The 16165-nt window shown below is 66.6% G+C and carries 4 protein-coding genes and 1 pseudogene; 1 reads left to right on the forward strand and 4 read right to left on the reverse strand.

Annotated elements, in window-relative coordinates; genetic code table 11:
- A pseudogene (locus BDW41_RS02865) lies at positions 1–435 on the reverse strand (type II secretion system protein GspE); the annotation flags it as partial.
- Between the two features lie 134 nt (positions 436–569).
- Positions 570–1829, reverse strand: a complete 1260-nt coding sequence (locus tag BDW41_RS02870) for a substrate-binding domain-containing protein (protein ID WP_074546431.1) — start codon at positions 1827–1829, stop codon at positions 570–572.
- A gap of 28 nt (positions 1830–1857) precedes the next feature.
- Between BDW41_RS02870 and BDW41_RS23640 the strand changes: the two genes are divergently transcribed.
- Positions 1858–2031, forward strand: a complete 174-nt coding sequence (locus BDW41_RS23640) for a hypothetical protein (RefSeq protein ID WP_233496750.1) — start codon at positions 1858–1860, stop codon at positions 2029–2031.
- 56 nt (positions 2032–2087) lie between these two features.
- On the opposite strand, the gene BDW41_RS22905 is transcribed toward BDW41_RS23640, so the two are convergent.
- Both BDW41_RS22905 and BDW41_RS02880 read right to left on the reverse strand, forming a co-directional pair.
- Positions 2088–2504: a hypothetical protein gene (locus BDW41_RS22905; protein WP_146217292.1), complete on the reverse strand. Its 417-nt coding sequence runs from the start codon at positions 2502–2504 to the stop codon at positions 2088–2090.
- Between the two features lie 198 nt (positions 2505–2702).
- Positions 2703–15944: a filamentous haemagglutinin family protein gene (locus tag BDW41_RS02880; RefSeq protein WP_074546438.1), complete on the reverse strand. Its 13242-nt coding sequence runs from the start codon at positions 15942–15944 to the stop codon at positions 2703–2705.
- Positions 15945–16165: the final 221 nt, after the last annotated feature.

Raw genomic sequence — 16165 nt, forward strand, 5'->3', positions numbered from 1 at the left:
ACGCAAGCCAATGCGCATCGCCACCGGCCGCCCCGCCGCCAGCTGCATCGCCTGCAAGGGATACGGATCGGCCGGGTCCGACACCACCAGCGCCAGGCCCTCCTCCCCCACCCGCACCGGCACCACGTGCTGCTGCTTCAGGAAACGCACCGACACATCCAGCTCCGCCGGCGGCATGTCCGGCGCCTCGCGCGCGGACAAGAGCGGCGTATCGAGCAACTCCGACCAGGCTTCCGCCAGGTCGCGTTCGGACACCAGGCCCAGCCGCGCCATCAAGGCCGTCAGCGTGCCGTCGGGGGATTCCTCGTGCAGGCGGCGCGCGCGGGCGAGGTCGGTATCCTTCAGCCGCCCCTTGGCGAGCAGTTGGCGAAACAGCGGCGCCTCGTCGGCCAACGCCGAGTCGTTACGATGAAGTGCAACCGCCTGCGAAGACATAAGCCTACTCGAACGCCATGATTCGCCACAGGCTGCCACGCGCGCATGACAGCTTGTCCTACATGCAAAAGAACGTGAGAGAGAGCCCCCGCCCTCTCCCACGTTCCACGGCAAAACAACCACTGCTAAGTCGATCAGGTACCCACGCAGCCCTGCACCTGGGTCTGGGTGAGGCTGGTGCTCAGGAACGACAGGCCGGTGAACTGGCCGATGGTGCTGACCTGGCTGGTGATCGCGGAGTTGTACGGCGCCCACATCAGGTTCTTCACAGCGGTGGTGTCCGAACCGTTGTGCGCGCTGTTGGCCAGCAGGTACGACACCGCCACGATCGGATAGCCCGACGACGGGTTGGCATAAGCCGAGGGATCGACCAGCGCGATGCACTGGGTGGACGGCGCACCGGAGATAGCGGCGATCACCGGGCGACCGGTGGTGGCGTCGGCACCGTTGATGACGCTGTTGTAGTTGATGCTGGTGCTGCTGATGGACAGCGGCGAAGCGCCGAAGTCATTGAACGGATCCTTGCCGTTGACGGTGGCGGCACCGACGCCCGGCGGCAGCGTGTTGGCCGCTTCGACGTAGGCGATGGTGCCGTCCGTGGCGGCCACGGCGTTGGCAACGGCGGGGTTGCCGCTCTGGCCGCTCCAGGTGGACGGCAGGCCGCTGGTGAAGAACTTGGCGACGACGTTGGTGAAGGCCTGGTCGGTCACGAAATGCTGGCTGGCCGTGCCACCGCACACGGCGGACAGGTGGTTGCTGAAGCCGAAGCTGGTGCCGCTGCCGTCGGAGCGGTAGACGACCTTGATCGGGCCGGAAGCGCTGGAGATCTGGTTCCAGTCGGTGATCTTGCCGGAGAAGATCTGGCAGACCTGCGTGTCGTTCAACGCCAGCGAGCTCACGCCGGACTTGTTGAACGCAATGGCGACCGCGCCGGCGACGGCCGGGAACTCCACCGGGTAGCTGGTGGGACGATTCGTGCGGTAGTTGTTGTAGTCGGTGGCGCTGAGCGGCGAATCCGCACCGGCGAAGTTCGGCTGGGTCAGGTCGGGACGGCCGACGCCCGTGTCATTGGCGCCGAAGCCCGTCGGCGTCGGGCTGTCCGGGCAGGCGTTCTGCACGTTGTAGCTCACGCCACCGATCGTGCCGCCGGCCAGGATGTTCTTGCCCGCGCCACTGCCGGTCTGGCAGTAGTAGGTCTGCGGGTTGCCCGTCTGGGCGGAATACGCGGCAAGCAGCGAACCTTCCACCGGCGACAGCAGGCGATGCGAAACGTCCGCACCCGTGTAGCCGAGGGCCGGCAGCGTAGCGCCGCCGCCCACGAGGTTGGTGCCAGCCTGAGCGGCCGATGCAACAGCGGCCATACCAAGAACGAGCGCGCCCGCGAGCGCCTTCATGCGGGTATTTCCATTGGACCCGAAAATCATGACAAACCCCTTGGCAGAAATACCTCCGGAATGGAGGCCAAATATGTTTTACGTTGCAACAGTGACGCGGCGATTAAGAATTGAAGTAAATGAAAATGACGCAGGCATTACCGATATTCGCCGTTTTTTATTGGACAAATTTGGCATGACACAAACGATGTCACGCAGGTGATGAATGCATGAAAGTTTTGCGAGCATTTAAATCACGACGCAAATCACACTTTCGCGTCAATCGATAAATTCGCGGATCATCGTCGCGACCTCCGGATCGAGGCCGGGCTTGGACGAAAGCTCGTGAAGATCACGGCTGTCCATCTCGCGCACGACGCCGCGCACCGCGCTGCGGCGGCCTTCCTGGCACCAGACATTGAGCACGGGCACCAGCGGCAGCAGCGTGTCGGCGGCCAGCGCCTCGGGCACCGCGTCGATCTTGCGCCGCAGCCGGTTTCGCACCACGTAGCTGGAGCGCGCATGCCAGGCCACCACGGGATATTCGAGCAGCCGTCTCGAAAATGCCCGGCTGCATTGTCCGATCAAACGCTCCGCCGCCCTTTCCTGATGCGCGTCGATAAGCTGTCGCAACGCCTGGGAAAATGCCGCGAGGCGGCCGTTATCCCGAAGCTCTCCGGGTATTTCCATGGCCATTGGAATGAATAATCCATTACATCGCACGGGTTCGATATCGATTAACCGGAAATAAGGAACCCAGGCCGGCGCACGGGGCGCGCCGGATTCGCTTGACTGCCGATTTTCGAATGGTCAATCCGGGATTTTCCATTCGGTTTATGCGCGGCCGGGATGAAACACCACCGGCCGCCAGTCCATGCCATCGCAGCCACGCGCTTATTCGGCAAGCCGTGCGCGCTCCTCCGGCGTCAGCTGTTCCTTTGCGCGCAGGCTGAGCTGCCCCGCGCCCAGTACCTGCACCGGACTGTTGGGGTCGTAACGCCGGCGACGATCCTTGTCGTTGATGGCGCCGGTGCCATCGCCGAAGCCGAGCACCTGCACCGAAATCACCGAGGGCAGCTTGTTGCGCGCATCGTCCTGCTGCTGTTTGTTCACGTCGTCCACGGCCTTGGTCACCGCATTGGCCGCGGCGCTAGCAGCGTTGAGCGCACCCACGTTCACCGAGGCCGCCACCGGCACGCCGATCTTTTCGCCCTGCACCTGGATGTTGTCCGCGTTCGCCACCTGCGCCGCCGCGACAATCAGGTTGCCCGAGACGCGAATGCCCGCATCACCGGCGTCCACCGTGCCGCGTGGCGCGATCAGGTACACGTTGCCGGTCGGTGCGCCAGGGATCGTCTGCAGGGTCGCGATGCCGGCGCCGCTGACCTGCCCGCGCGCATCGATGCGGCACCATGCGTCCCACGTGCACAGATAGGTCGGCGGCGGAATTTCCGCGGTCGTCTTGGCGCCCTGGCCGGCATTGATGTCGCCGTTGGAACTCCACATCACCAGGCTGCCGCCCTGCTCCGTGAAGATGCGGCTCTGCGCCAGCAGCACGCTGCGGTCGGTGAAGATGTTGATGTCGCCCTTCTCCAGCGTCAGCACGCCCATGCTGTTGGGGCCCGCGATGACGTTGCCGCTGCTATCGGTGATGACAGGCGGCGCCGACGTGCTGCCGAGCAGGGCCTGTCCGCCCGGCCCCAGGATGGTGATGTCGCCGCCCTGCTGGGTCTGGATGGTGGAGCTGCGGATATCCAGGTCGCCAGTGTCCACCGTGGTGGCGGCGCCGTTGACCCCGCCCTGCCCGGCGCCGTTGGAGGTGTAGCCCAGCGACGCGGGGAACAGCGCGCCGATCGCCGCGTAGCCGCGCGCGTACTTGCCGTAGTAAGGGCTGGAAGGGTCGTTGTAGTCGGCGCCCACCTGCGCAAGGATCTTGAACAGGGACTGCGATACGAACTGGCGCTGCACGTAGTCGGGCTGTTCGCCGAAGAGTTCCCGCGCCTGCTGCGGCGTCAGGTTCACCGTGAGCTTGTCCTGCGCGAAACCGGTATCGACCACCTGGCCGGCCACGCGCCTTTCCATGAACTGCACCAGTTCGGGCATCAGGTTGACGCCATCGGTGGTGCTGTCCACGTAACTGGCGATGAAGCGACCGACCTCCATGCCCGGTCCCACGCCATAGAGCACGTCGATGTCCGCGCTCTCATGCGGCAGGTACGGGTTGATCAGATTGCCGATGGTCTCGATGCCGGTATAGCCGCCCTGGTTGATGGTCGCCACTGCGGCATTGCCCGCAACCTCCGTCTGGTTGGCCAGCGGGCCGATGTTGCGCCCGGCCTGGACGAGGAAACTGCCGGGACCACCGAGCAGCAACGCCGGCGCAAGCGTGTAGGCGCCATAGTCCTTCTTGCCGCTGTTGCCGTTAATGAAGAAGTTCGTGCTGATCTGCCCGTCGTAGATATCGCGCCCCGCGACGATGCGGGTGACGTCCGCGTCTCGCAGGTGCTGTCCCGAGAAGGACAGGTTCACGACGTCCCTGCCGGCGTAGACCAAGGCCGGCTTGTTGGGCAACAGCAGGAGCGAGCGATACAGGAAACCCGTGGGCGAAGTGATGCCGTCGGTCAGATCGCCGCCCATGGCGTAGATGCGCACCGGATCCGCATCGTCGGCGTGCAACGGGTCGGCCTGGTGCAACAGCGACGGGTCGGCACCCATGAGGTAGCTCGCCGCCCACAGATTGGAGGCGGAAGCACCGCCCGAGCCGCTGGGCTGCAGCGCCGAGGGAAGCAGGTCGGCCGACGCGTCGATCAGGCCAAGGTTGGATACATCCACGCCATTGGCCTGCATGGTGTAGACCTGCTGGCTGAGCTTGACGTTCTCGCCGGCCAGCATGCTCAGGTTGCCCGTGGCCGACGGATACAGCGCGCCCGCGCCCCGCATGTCCACGTTGCCCGACAGTGCCTGCAGGTCGATCGTCGAAGGCAGGATGGCGCCCGGATTGAGGCCGGACTCGCTTGTGAGCTGGGCATTGGCCGTGTCGAACAGCATGGCCGGCACACTGAGGCTGTCGAGGACAACGTCACCCTGCGCGGAAGCCACCTGAACCGACGAGTTGGGGCTGTAGCTCTGCGAATCGAACCGTTGCGCAGGAAGCAGCCTGTTGATGGATGCCGTGTTGGTGTTGCCGCCCCCCGCCAGGTAAGACGGGTTGTAGATGCCGCCGATATCGGCGCCCAGCCTGGCCTGCACGTTGAACTGCGCGTCCTGCAGCGCCAGCAGCGTCGACACGCCGCTGGTGATGCCGCCAAAGTTGGAATTTGACGATGGCACGGTATAGCTGAGGTTGCTGCCGATAAGCCCGCCCGCGTGCATGTCGGCCGTACCCTTGGCGACGAAGTACGCGCCGCTGAGGATGTTGCGTCCCGCATCCACACTCAGGTTGCCGCCGCCCACGGTGGTGATGCCGGTGCGGCTGGCGTTCGCATACCACGTGGTGGGAAGCGACACGGAAAGCTGGCTGATGTCGCCGCCGGCCGTCACCGATACATTGCCACCCACGCTCATCACGCCCTGGTCGAAGTTGGCAAAGTTGATCGACGATGCGCTGCCGTCCGCGGCATTGCCCGTCTGCATCCACTGCCACCAGTACTGCGAAATGTCGGTGCCGGAAGCCCCCTTGGTCACGCGCCCCGTCGTATCGACCACGGACTGGATGGCGTTGATGTCGCCCTGCGCGGCAAGGCTCACGTCGCCGCCCTGCACCGGATTCACCTGGCCGGTGCTCAGCATGTTCGGCATGTACGGATCAGACAACGAATCGATCCAGGACGGACGGATGGCCGACACGGCCGTGCTGGCGGTGGTGCCATCGGCAGGCACGCCAGCGGTATAGACGGCTGCCGGCGAGGCGGCGTCGAGCCAGTCGATATCGCCACCGGAGGCGATGTCGATGGATCCGCTGCCGGTACGCACGGTGGTCGGGAACAACCACGTCTTGCCGTTGTAGGGGCTGGCAGAGGGTGCGGTCAGGCTGTCCACGAACGCGAAATGGCCATCGAACGAGACATTGCCGCTGTTGGCCACCGTGGCGAGCGGGTCGGCACCGCCGGCGGCCGCTCCGGCGACGAAGCGGTAGGACGAGCTGGAGCCGCCGAGCAAGGTGGCCGACTGCAGCGATGCCGGACTGCCCAGCGACGGCATGTTCGACGGGCTGTTGTTGACGGCGCTCGCCGGGACATCCACATGGGTGGGCGGCGGTGGCGTGCCGCCACCGGACGTGAACGGATTGGCCGCCGGTGCGAACGGTGCATAGAAAAGCTGCGAGCCGATCAATGTGCTGCCGACGCGGTTGTACACGTAGCTCCAGTAGTTCAGATGCCCCGTGATGTACGTCGCGTAGTCGCTGGTGTAAGCGGTGTAGTCGGTGTCGGTGGGAAGCAGCAGCGGCGACGGTGTGGTGCTTCGCTTTGCGCTCGTCGCATTGAAATTGCCTTGCAGCCAGGCCTGGTAAGCCGACACGTAATCGGCGTAGTCGGTATAGGCCGACGGTTGCGGAGCGATCAGCGGCGTGGGCTGGTAGGCCAGGAAGTAGCGAGCCGAGTTGTTGTTGTACGCGGCAAACGCACCGGCCCAGGTGAGGCCCTGAGGATTCTTGTTGGTGTTGATCTCGCCAATATAGGCCTCGTAGTTCGTGTAGTAATTGGCGGACTGGCCTGCCAGGGGCGCTTGCAGCGGCTGGTAATACGGATCGTTGGCCAGGCTGGCCTTGCCGCCGCCCGGCGTGTAACCCACGCTGGCCGAACCCGGCTTGAGGTTGATGGTGCCGTTCCAGATGCCATTGGCATCCAGGTACTGCAGCGTGGCCCGATAGTTGGTCAGCGCCTGGTTGTAGGCGGGTTCAACCGGATCGGCTGCCGGCGCGAACGGCGCGTAGAAAAGCTGCGTGCCGATGGAAAGGGAGCCCACGCGCTGGAACACGTAGCCGAAATACGCCTTGTGTCCCGTGATGTAGCTCGCGTAGTCGGTCGTATACGCGGTGTAGTCCGTGTCCAGCGGCAACAACAGGGGCGAAGGCGTGGTCAGGCGTTTGGCGATGGGGGCGCTGCCGAAGTTGGACTGCAGCCAGCTCTGGTAGGCCGACACGTAATCGGTATACGCGGTATAGGCGCCCGGTTGCGGCGCCACCAGCGTCGTTGGCGAATAGGCAAGGAAGTAGCGGCTCGGAACGTTGTTGATCAGGTAGAAATCGTAGGCCCAGGTGCCGACCTGGCCCTTGCCGATGTCGCCGATGTAGGCCTCGTAGTTGGTGTAGTAGTTCGCCGACTGCGCGGTCAACGGCGCCTGCACCGCCTGGTAATACGGGTCGGCGGTGATGTTTGCCTTGCCGCCGCCCGGCGTATAGCCCTGCGCGGCGTTGCCGGCATGCAGGTTGATGGTGCCGTTCCAGAGGTTGTTGGCATCCAGGTACTGCTGGCTGGCCTGGTACGCGGCAAGCGCGGTCGCATAGCCGTTGTCCGACGGCGGTGGCGCGGGCGGCGCCGGCGGTGGCGGTGGGTCGGCAAGCTGCGCGCCGCTGTTCTGCTGATAGAAGCCGTCGGTGATGCTGGCCTGGATGTCCAGGTCTCCGGCAGCGCGCACCGTGAGGATGGGCGCGAGCCCCTGGTAGCGATACGCCAGCACGATGCTGCCGTCCGGCTGCGTGGTGCCGGCGCCGAGGTTCCAGTTGGTGAGGACGGAAATCTTGCCCTGCAGCGCGCCATCCGCCGGGTTGTCCAGCTCGATCCCCGGCCGGAGCTGCACGTTGGCGATGCCCGCATAGCGGTTGCCGAAGGTGTAGCCCGGCTGCTGCACGTAGCCCATCAAGGTGCCGGCGCCCTTGCTCGCGTCGCCGTCGATGTAGCCGTAGAAACCGGCGTGATCGCCATTGGCCTGGGTGGGGATGAAATAGTCGTTCTGCAGGTACTGCTGCAGCTGGTCCGCGGTAGTGGGCGCGGCAAGCAAATTGCCCTTGGCATCGGCCCACTGGCCGGCGACCAGGGTTGGCGCACCGCTGAGCGGCGTATCGCCGTACCAGCCAGCCGGATCGATCACGCCGTCGAAATGGTATCTGCCCGATGTCGTATCCTTGGTGCTCCAGATGGCATACGGCTCGATGGTGACGACGCGCGCGCCCTTGATCGACGAGGTGTTGTCCACGGCGATGCGCACGTCTCCATCCGACAGCAGCGGCGCGCGCATGCTGACCGAGCCGCCGGAGAAGCTGTCGGACGAACCGCCCGACACATCGATCACCGCCCCGCTGCCCAGGTGGATATAGCCCGAGTCGGCGGCAGCCACGTTTTCATAGCCGTAGGTGCCGTTGTAGCCGCCGCCCGGCGTGCCGCTCGTGCCGATGGCCACCGTGCCGCCACGCTGCGCGGGGATGCTGCTGGTCGCGATCAGGCGGCCTTCGATGTCCACGCCCTTGTTGCCGTACAGCGAGATGTTGCTGCCGGACGCGCCCGCCGCGTTCACGGTGCCGTCGATCAGCACCTGTCCGCCGCCGGCATCGCCCGCGCCGCCGCCGTTGGCGTTGAGATAGACGCGTTGTGCCGCCAGCGTGTGGCCGGCGGAAAGCACGAGGTTGCCCGCGCCGCTGCTCGCCTGGAACAGCCCGGTGGCACCCGCGCCGCCGGCGATGTCCACCAGCGCATCCAGATCGAGCGCCCCGCCGCTGCCTACGGTGAAATAGCCCGCGCGGTAACCGCTGCCGGCGCCGCCCGACAAGCGGCCGCCCAGCGCCACCTGAGTGCCGGCCTGAAGCGTAAGGCTGCCTGCATCGCCGCCCGCGCTCGCGCCGGAAAAGTCGATGGCCGAACCCGGCGCAAGATTCACCGCGCCATGGTCGGACGTGATGCTGAGCGCGCCGCCCGGCGCATAGGTGGTGGTGTCGTAGAAGGTCTTGTTGATGCCGGCCACGGAGAGCCTGCCGCCACCGCTTACGGTGACATCGCCATTCGTCGCTTCGATGTCGAGGTTGCCGGCCGGCGCGGCGACCGCCGTGCCGATGGATACCGAGCCGCCCGTCAGCTGCAGCGCACCGCCCATCACGCCCGCAGGCGCGACGCCCGCCGAGCCGGTGACATCGAGGGCGCCACTGGTGGTCAACTGCATGGTCGAAGCGTTGTCCGCCAGCAGCAACGGCGTGGCGAGGCTGACATTGGCCGCCCCGAATTGGAACGCGCCGTTGCCCTGCCCGCGCACGCTCTGCGCGGCCGTGGCGCTGAAGCTGCCGAAGCCGCTCAGGCCGGTGCTGCCGTTGCCGAAGTCCAGCTCGTTGGCGCGAACCGTGAACTGCCCGGGGCCGTTGGAGAACGCTGCGCTGCTCGCGCCGAGGTCGTTGGATAGGCTCAGGCGGTCCGCCGCGATGGTGACCGAGCCGCCGTTGCCGATGAAGGTACCCGCGCTCAGGCTGAGGTCGTGCGGCAGGTCGATATCGACATTGCCGTAGAAACTGATGCCGTTGCGGCTGCGCAGCGTCAGGCTCTGCGCGTTGCGCAGCAGGCCCAGCGTGTCGGCGCCGATGACGAATCCTCCAGTGCCCGGCGCCAGCGTGGCGCCAGCGCCGAGGAACGAGATCTGGTTGCTGTAGCTGTCGATGGCCTGCGCCGACAGGGCCGCGGTCGGATCCACGCTGGTGGCGCCGCTGGCGTCCAGCGTCAGCGCGCTGCCGCCATCCACGCGCGCGCCCGCGCCGATCACCAGTTGCCCCACGCCCGCCGCCGAGGTGTTGTTGCGCACCACCGCGGCCGTGCCGTTCTGCGACACGCGCAGCAACGCGCCGTCGCCCTTGACCGCGGCGAGGGCATTGCCGGCGGCATCCGTACCGGCCACCTGGCCGAAGATCAGCGGAATGCTGCCGGTGCCGTTGCCGCTGCCGGTGGCCGCCAGGGCGCTGCCGCCCTGCAGCACCACGCCCTGCGCGCCGGGGTTGCCGTTGCCGTCCGCCGCAAGCAGAACCTCCGGGCCCTGCAGCGGATGCGCCGCGTCGTTGGCCAGCACCACGCTGTCGGCCGAAACGCTGACCTGGTAGCCGCTGCCGGTGAACTGCCGCGAACCGCCGATCAACAGGCTGCCCGCACCGAGCGCATTGAGACCATCCACCGACAGCGTGAGATAGCCGTCCGTACCGGCCTGCCCTGCGTCGACGATCTCGATTGCCTTGTCGGAAATGTCCACCAGCGAACCGCGCCCGCCAGCGGCTGGCGTTGCCGTCAAGGTCGTGCCGAGGTTGAGCGACTGCGTGGCGGCCAGCGCCACGCGGCCCGCATCAGCCACGGCCGGCGGCGCGATCTGGCCGGCCTTGGTGGCGAGGCTGGAGAAGAAGGTGTCCGCGTCCGTGAGGCGATATTGCGAGTACTGCTGCCACACGCTTTCCGACTGCAGCAGGAAGGTGGTGTTGCGGGCGCCGCGGGCACCGGTCAGGGCGTCGGCAAAGTAGCCATTGACGCTGAGCGTGCCGTCGGCCTGCACCGCGCTGCGGCCGAACACCGTATCCGTCGCGCTGGTGTCCTGCACTACGCGATAGGCGCCCGGAAGCGTGGCGTACTGCGCCGGCAGCAGCGTGTAGTAGCCCGCCGGCAGGCCGGGCGCACCCGACAGATAGACCTGCTGCCCTACCGCGGGCGCGGCGTTGCCGAGCTTGTCGAATGCCGCATCGTGCGGCGCGACGGGCGAGGCATAGCCCGGTACGATCGCATAGACGGCGCGGCCATCCGCGTACTGCGGCACCTTGATGCCCGCAGTGCTGTTCTCGTAGCTGGTCTGGTACTGCGCCAGTACATCGCGTGAACCGCCGGTGCCCGTGACCCACTCGGACGCCTGCAAATGGCCGCCACCCGATACGTCCACGCCGGCGCCCGCATCCAGCGACAGCGCGCTGCCGTTGATCTCGATCTGCTTGGCCGGCGCGGCCGTGAGGTCGGCCGAGTCCCTGTTGGGATCGCCGTTGTAGCGCCACTCCACGCCATCGACCGTGGTGCCGAAGGGCACGGTCTGCCCGCCCAGCGAAACGGAGGTAAGGCTGCCCGGCGCCAGATGCACCGACTGCGTGACCGCCAGCGGATACAGGCTGGGATCCACGCCAAAGGCGCGGGCCTGCGCGACGGGATCGCTCACGCCGAGCGCCAGCGTGCCGGACGGCACACGAAGCGTACCCTGCTGCTCGATGTGATCCGCTGCCACCAGCAGTGCGCCGCCAGCGGAAAGCGGCGTCGTGCTGCTGCCGTTGGGGAGGAAGGTGACCGTGGTGGTCAGTGCCTGTCCCGCCGCATCCTTCAAACCGGAAGCGTTGGCATCGACGATGAAGGCGTAGTCGCTCGCAGGGTAGATCTGCGCAGCCTGGAACTGCAGGTTGCCCGTGGTGAACAGCAGCCCCGCGTTGCCGGCGCCGCCCGAGTAGGCAAACGCGGGCGTTTCGTAGAAGCGGATATCGCCCGTGGAATGGAAGTCGGCGTTGGCCCAGCGCTGCAGGTTCAGCCAGCCACCCAGGTCGATGAAGTCCGCGTTGACCTGCAGCCGCCCATCGCCCGCCAGCGCCGCCGGCGTCATCGGGGTCGCCACCGCAATTCCGTCGGCATTGACGCCCACGCCGGTGATGCCCACGTAGGGCGCGTTGATCTGTACGTTCGCGTTGCCCGTGGTGTAGCCGTTAGCCGCACCCGGCGCCGTCGCGCCCGCGGGAAGCGCCTGCAGCGCGGAGACATTGGCGGTGAAGGAGCGGCCCAGCGTGAGGTTGGTGTCGCCTGCGAAAGCCAGCGGCAGCACGACCTGCTTCGCCGACGAGCTGTACAACGTGGAAAGATCCGGACCGACCGACACCGACGTCACGCCGGAGCCCGCAAGGCGATCCACCGCGAAATGGAGCACCCCCGAAGGCGTGCCCGATTCCACCGCGCTGCCCGGGGCCAGACCCGTCGGGACGAGATTGCCCGATGACTGGAACACGATGGCGGTCGCCGCAGGTGCCTCGCGCTGGATCGGGTTGGTGCGGGTAAGGCCGACGATGCCAAGGCTGCCGCCTTCGGCCTCGGCACTGCCGCCATGCGCGGAGAGGCCCGCGTCGAAGAACAGCCCCGCCTGCGCGGCAAGGTCAATGCTTCCGGCATCGCTCCACACCGGCGTGCTGACGTACGGGTTCGTACCGCCCAGGACGCTGCCGCTCGCCGGCAGGTCATAGTGGTCCGAAGCACCGGACACATTGATCTCGCTGCCCTGCTGCGCCACCAGATAGCCGTTGTTGGCCGTCAGCGTGACGCTGCCGCCATCGAGCACGGTGCCGCTGCGCGGAACCACCAGACCCAGCCGGCCTGTCGCCGGATCGATGGTGTTGACCGCGCTGGCCCACGGATTGATCAGCGAGACGCCGGAGGCGTCCAGCACGGACGACGAGCCCAGCCACAGCTCCGGCGTCACGCTGGGAAGACCGGCTCCGCGCACCAGTCGCCGGGTGGAAAGATCGATGGCGCCACCGGGCGCATCGATGCTGCCGAGCACCGTGGTCGCCTGCGTACCCTGCAGCGCCACATCGCCGCCCGCGTCGGTCGCGATGCTGGCCCCTTCGCCCAGCACCACGGAGCCGCTCACGCCCTGATAGACCGGCGCGCCCAACTCGGGATTAGCCCAGCTGACCTGCCAATCCAGATAGCGGCCCGCACTGAGCGAAAAGCCGGGCCCGTGTCCTGCCGAGATATCCCGCGTGACGTAGCGATGGTAGACATCGAGTGCACCCACCGTTGCATAGATGCCGCCCGGGTGCGCTGCATCCGCGGCGTACAGGTCCGTTCCGGTCGGCGCGGCAAGCAGCGCCTGGTAGTCGGGCAGCAGGTTTTGCCGGGAGACGTGGATCTGCGCGCCGGGCGCGATGATGCCGTCGGTGACCGCGGTGAGTGCGTAATGGTCGAAGCCCTTGCCACTGAAGAACGAGGGATCGAGATACAGGCCGTTCGACGTCGACAAGGCGCTGGGGTCGCCGCCGATCTGGATGGAAGCGGCCTGCAGCGTGAGTGTTCCACCGCCACTGAAGCCATAACCCAGCAGGTTGCCGCCCAGCACCAGCGCACCGCTGTCCAGCACCGGCGGGGGTGTGCCGCCGCTGCCATTGAAAGCATCGCTCCCCTGGGAAGAGCCATAGGTCTGCAGGGCGATGTCGCCGCCATGACCCACCGGGACACCCTGGTTCAGTTCCACCTCGCCGCTGGGCTTGACGTAACCGCCGCCGGATACGTCCAGCGTGCTGCCCGGCCGCAGGATGACCGAGCCGGTGCCATCCCTATTCGTCCCCGGCGCATAAACCTGGCCCGCGGTCAGCGAGATGCTGCCGCCATTGGCGTAGCGGTCGCCGATCAGCGCATCGGCGGACTTGCCCATGTCGTTCACCCACAGGCCGCGCGCACTGAGCACCGCGCCGGCACCGATGGTGATGTCGTTGTCGGGCGTGAGCTCAGGGTTGATCACCAGCGTGGGATCGGACCTATTCCCCCAGACAGTCGATGTATTGCCGGACGCGATGGCAATGGAGCCCGCGGGAGCACTCAGGGAACCGAATATGTCAATGTGCGAACCGTTGAGCGAAATGCTTCCGCCCGGCATCACGCTCAGCTGCGTTCCCGCTTTCTCCGTGATCTGCCCGGTGGCGCTGCCGGCGATGGTGAAGTGCGAGAAGCCGCCGTTGCGCACCATGTCGGCCGACACCGGCACCCAGTAGCGCAGGTCGTCGTCCGTCGGCGTATGGCTGGCCTGCGAAGACAGCGCCGAATCCCAAGGTGTCTGCGCATCGAAATCGGGGACGCGATCTTCCAGCACCAGCGCCGACTGCTGCAGCATGATGCCGGCGGCGTACTGGGTGCGGTTGGTGCTGGCCGCGATGGAGGAGTTCAGGCTGAGGCTGCCGCCATCGGGCTGCTTGCCCTGCCCCGCCTGGTCGCGCCCGGCAAAGGCCTGTGCGGTGATCAGGCCGTCGAGCACCAGGGCATTGGTCGTATTGATGTTCAGCGCGCCCGCATCGCTGCCCACGATGAAGCCCGGATCCCAGCGGCCGATGCCCGCAAGCAGCGGATTGGTGAAGTTCTCGCTGATGCCCCAGCGCGCGTGGTCCGCGGTGAAATTGCCGGCGAAGCCGACGACATCCACGTTGGGATCGGCGCTGGCGATGTTGTAGATACGCCCGTTGGCGCCGAGCAGGTTCGGCGTACTCACCCAGCCGGGCTGATACGACAGGAAGCCGCCATCCAGATTGAGCTGTGCGCCGCTGCGCACGATGACTTCCGAACCGTTGAGCGAAACGCTGCCGCCCGCCGTCATCATCTGGGCGATGTCGCGCGGCATGTTCTGCACATAGCCCGCGACATTCAGGATGGGGCTGCCCACCCAGTTCAGGCCATCGGCGCGCGTGCCGCTCTGCGTGCTGTCGATCAGCACATTCTTCTGCGTATAGAGAAAGCTGTTGCGCAGCAGCGGCGAGTCCGCCAGCTCGTTCTGGCCAATGCGCGGCACGCTGACCAGCAACGCCGACATCGGCAGGTTGACGTCGGCAAGGCCGGAAACGTCCACCACCGCGCCATTGTCGATATAGATGCGGCCGGCGGTCGGGCGAGTGTCATTGTTGTCCAGGGTGGCCGTCAGCGACAGCGACGCGCTCGGCGCCTCGAGCAGCGCGTTGGACTGCAGCGTGACCATGCCACCGGAGAGCGAGAGCCGGCTGCTCTTGAACGCGGTATTCGCTGCCGCCGTGGAAGACGTCGTGCTGCCATCCTTCTCCGGGAGAATGGCGGTCACCGAGCCGGGGGCCAATACCAGCGAGCCATTGTATTGGTAGCTGACGGAGTTGGTGTTGGTATTCCAGCCGCCGCGATCCGCGGCGTTGAGCTCGATGCTGCCGGGGTAGCTGATGCTGGTCGACGCCAGCGCCACGCCGGCCTGATTGACGTTGTAGCCGAGCATGTGCACCTGCCCGCGCCGCGACTGCACCAGGCCCGTGTTGGTGACGGTACCGGGGATGTATGGCTGGCCCGCTCGGCCGCCATCGCTGGCGTATACCTGCAACGAACTCAGCGGGCTTCCCGCCGAGGCATTGCTGAACTGCGCGCCGGCCGCCAGTATCGCCTGGCCATCGTCGGCGATGACCGAGCCGGCGTTGGAAACATTGGGTGCGGCGATCAGTGCGAAACCCTGGGGGCCCGTGGTGATCGAGGCGCCCTTCTGGATCACCACGTCGTGGTTGCGACCATCGGTGAAGGCGCCATCGAACAGGAAGCCGTTGATGGTCGACGGGCTATTGATGCCGCCGGCCAGGAAAGCCGCATTGCTCGTCGCGACATCGCTCCCCAGCAGGTTCAACGAACTGGCCAGGAACGACCCCGTGTTCACCTGGCTACCCGAGCCGAACAGGATGCCGTTGCGGTTGAGCAGGTACACCGTGCCTTCGGCCTTGATCTGGCCAAAGATCTGGCTGGGCGAACCGCTGGGATCCTGGATGCGGTTGAGCGCGATCCAGTTGTTGCTGCCGTCGGACTGCGTGCCGCCGCTCTGGTTGAAATAGAGCGTGGTGTTGCGGCCGATGTTGAAGCTGTCCCAGGTGAGGATGGCCTTCTGCGCGGTCTGCTTCACCTGCACCGTGGTCTTGCCCGCGGCCAGCGTCTGCACCGGCGCGTTGGCGTTCTGCCACAGCAAGGGATGGGTGGCCGCGCCGGCCGCGACCTGCAGGCCGCCCGCGGCGATGCCATCGGGGACCGGCGAGGCGAGTTGCTGGGCAGCCTGCTGCGCCGCCTGCTGTGCGCTGAGCTGCGCGGCAACCGCGGCCGCCGCATTGTTGAGGTTGGCGATGGACTGCTGCACCACGCGCTGCTGCAGCAACTGGCCGGACGTCTGCGCCGCCAGGCCGCTGGTGTCCGGCATGCCGGCCGCTGCAGGATTGGGCGCGGGCGCGGCGTTGGCGCGCTGCCCTGCCAGCCATGCCTGGCTGAGCGGCGGCGCACCCGCGTGGGCATGCATGGCGCCCATCGCCAGCGCGGCGGCGATCCACTGTGCCAGGGGGCGTCGGCCGGGTACGGCGCGCGACGATGTGGCGGAAACCTGCTGCGACCTGACCGTCTTGCTCACGAGACCCCTATCCCTTGTCATTTCATGGCTACAGGCGTGTGCGTCCTGGACGCGACGAGACGCTCCCGCTTCCGCGAAGGCCGCTCGAAAAGACGCCGAGTGTCGGAAGTAAAGACGTCCGCTGCGCGGCTCGACTGAACCTTTGTCACCAAAACTTCATAAGCATCCGGCCCGCTCGGATCGGCTTGCGACGCCGACATCGCACCGTCACATCGGCTGTC

Origin of the sequence: Dyella sp. AtDHG13 (assembly GCF_003201105.1) — a bacterium.
GTDB classification, from domain to species: domain Bacteria; phylum Pseudomonadota; class Gammaproteobacteria; order Xanthomonadales; family Rhodanobacteraceae; genus Dyella; species Dyella jiangningensis_B.

Bases quoted from the DNA above. Each gene is read 5' to 3' on its own strand.
- BDW41_RS02870 (WP_074546431.1), bottom strand. From the start codon at position 1,829: ATGAAGGCGCTCGCGGGCGCGCTCGTTCTTGGTATGGCCGCTGTTGCA.
- BDW41_RS22905 (WP_146217292.1), bottom strand. From the start codon at position 2,504: ATGGCCATGGAAATACCCGGAGAGCTTCGGGATAACGGCCGCCTCGCG.
- BDW41_RS23640 (WP_233496750.1), top strand. From the start codon at position 1,858: ATGACAAACCCCTTGGCAGAAATACCTCCGGAATGGAGGCCAAATATG.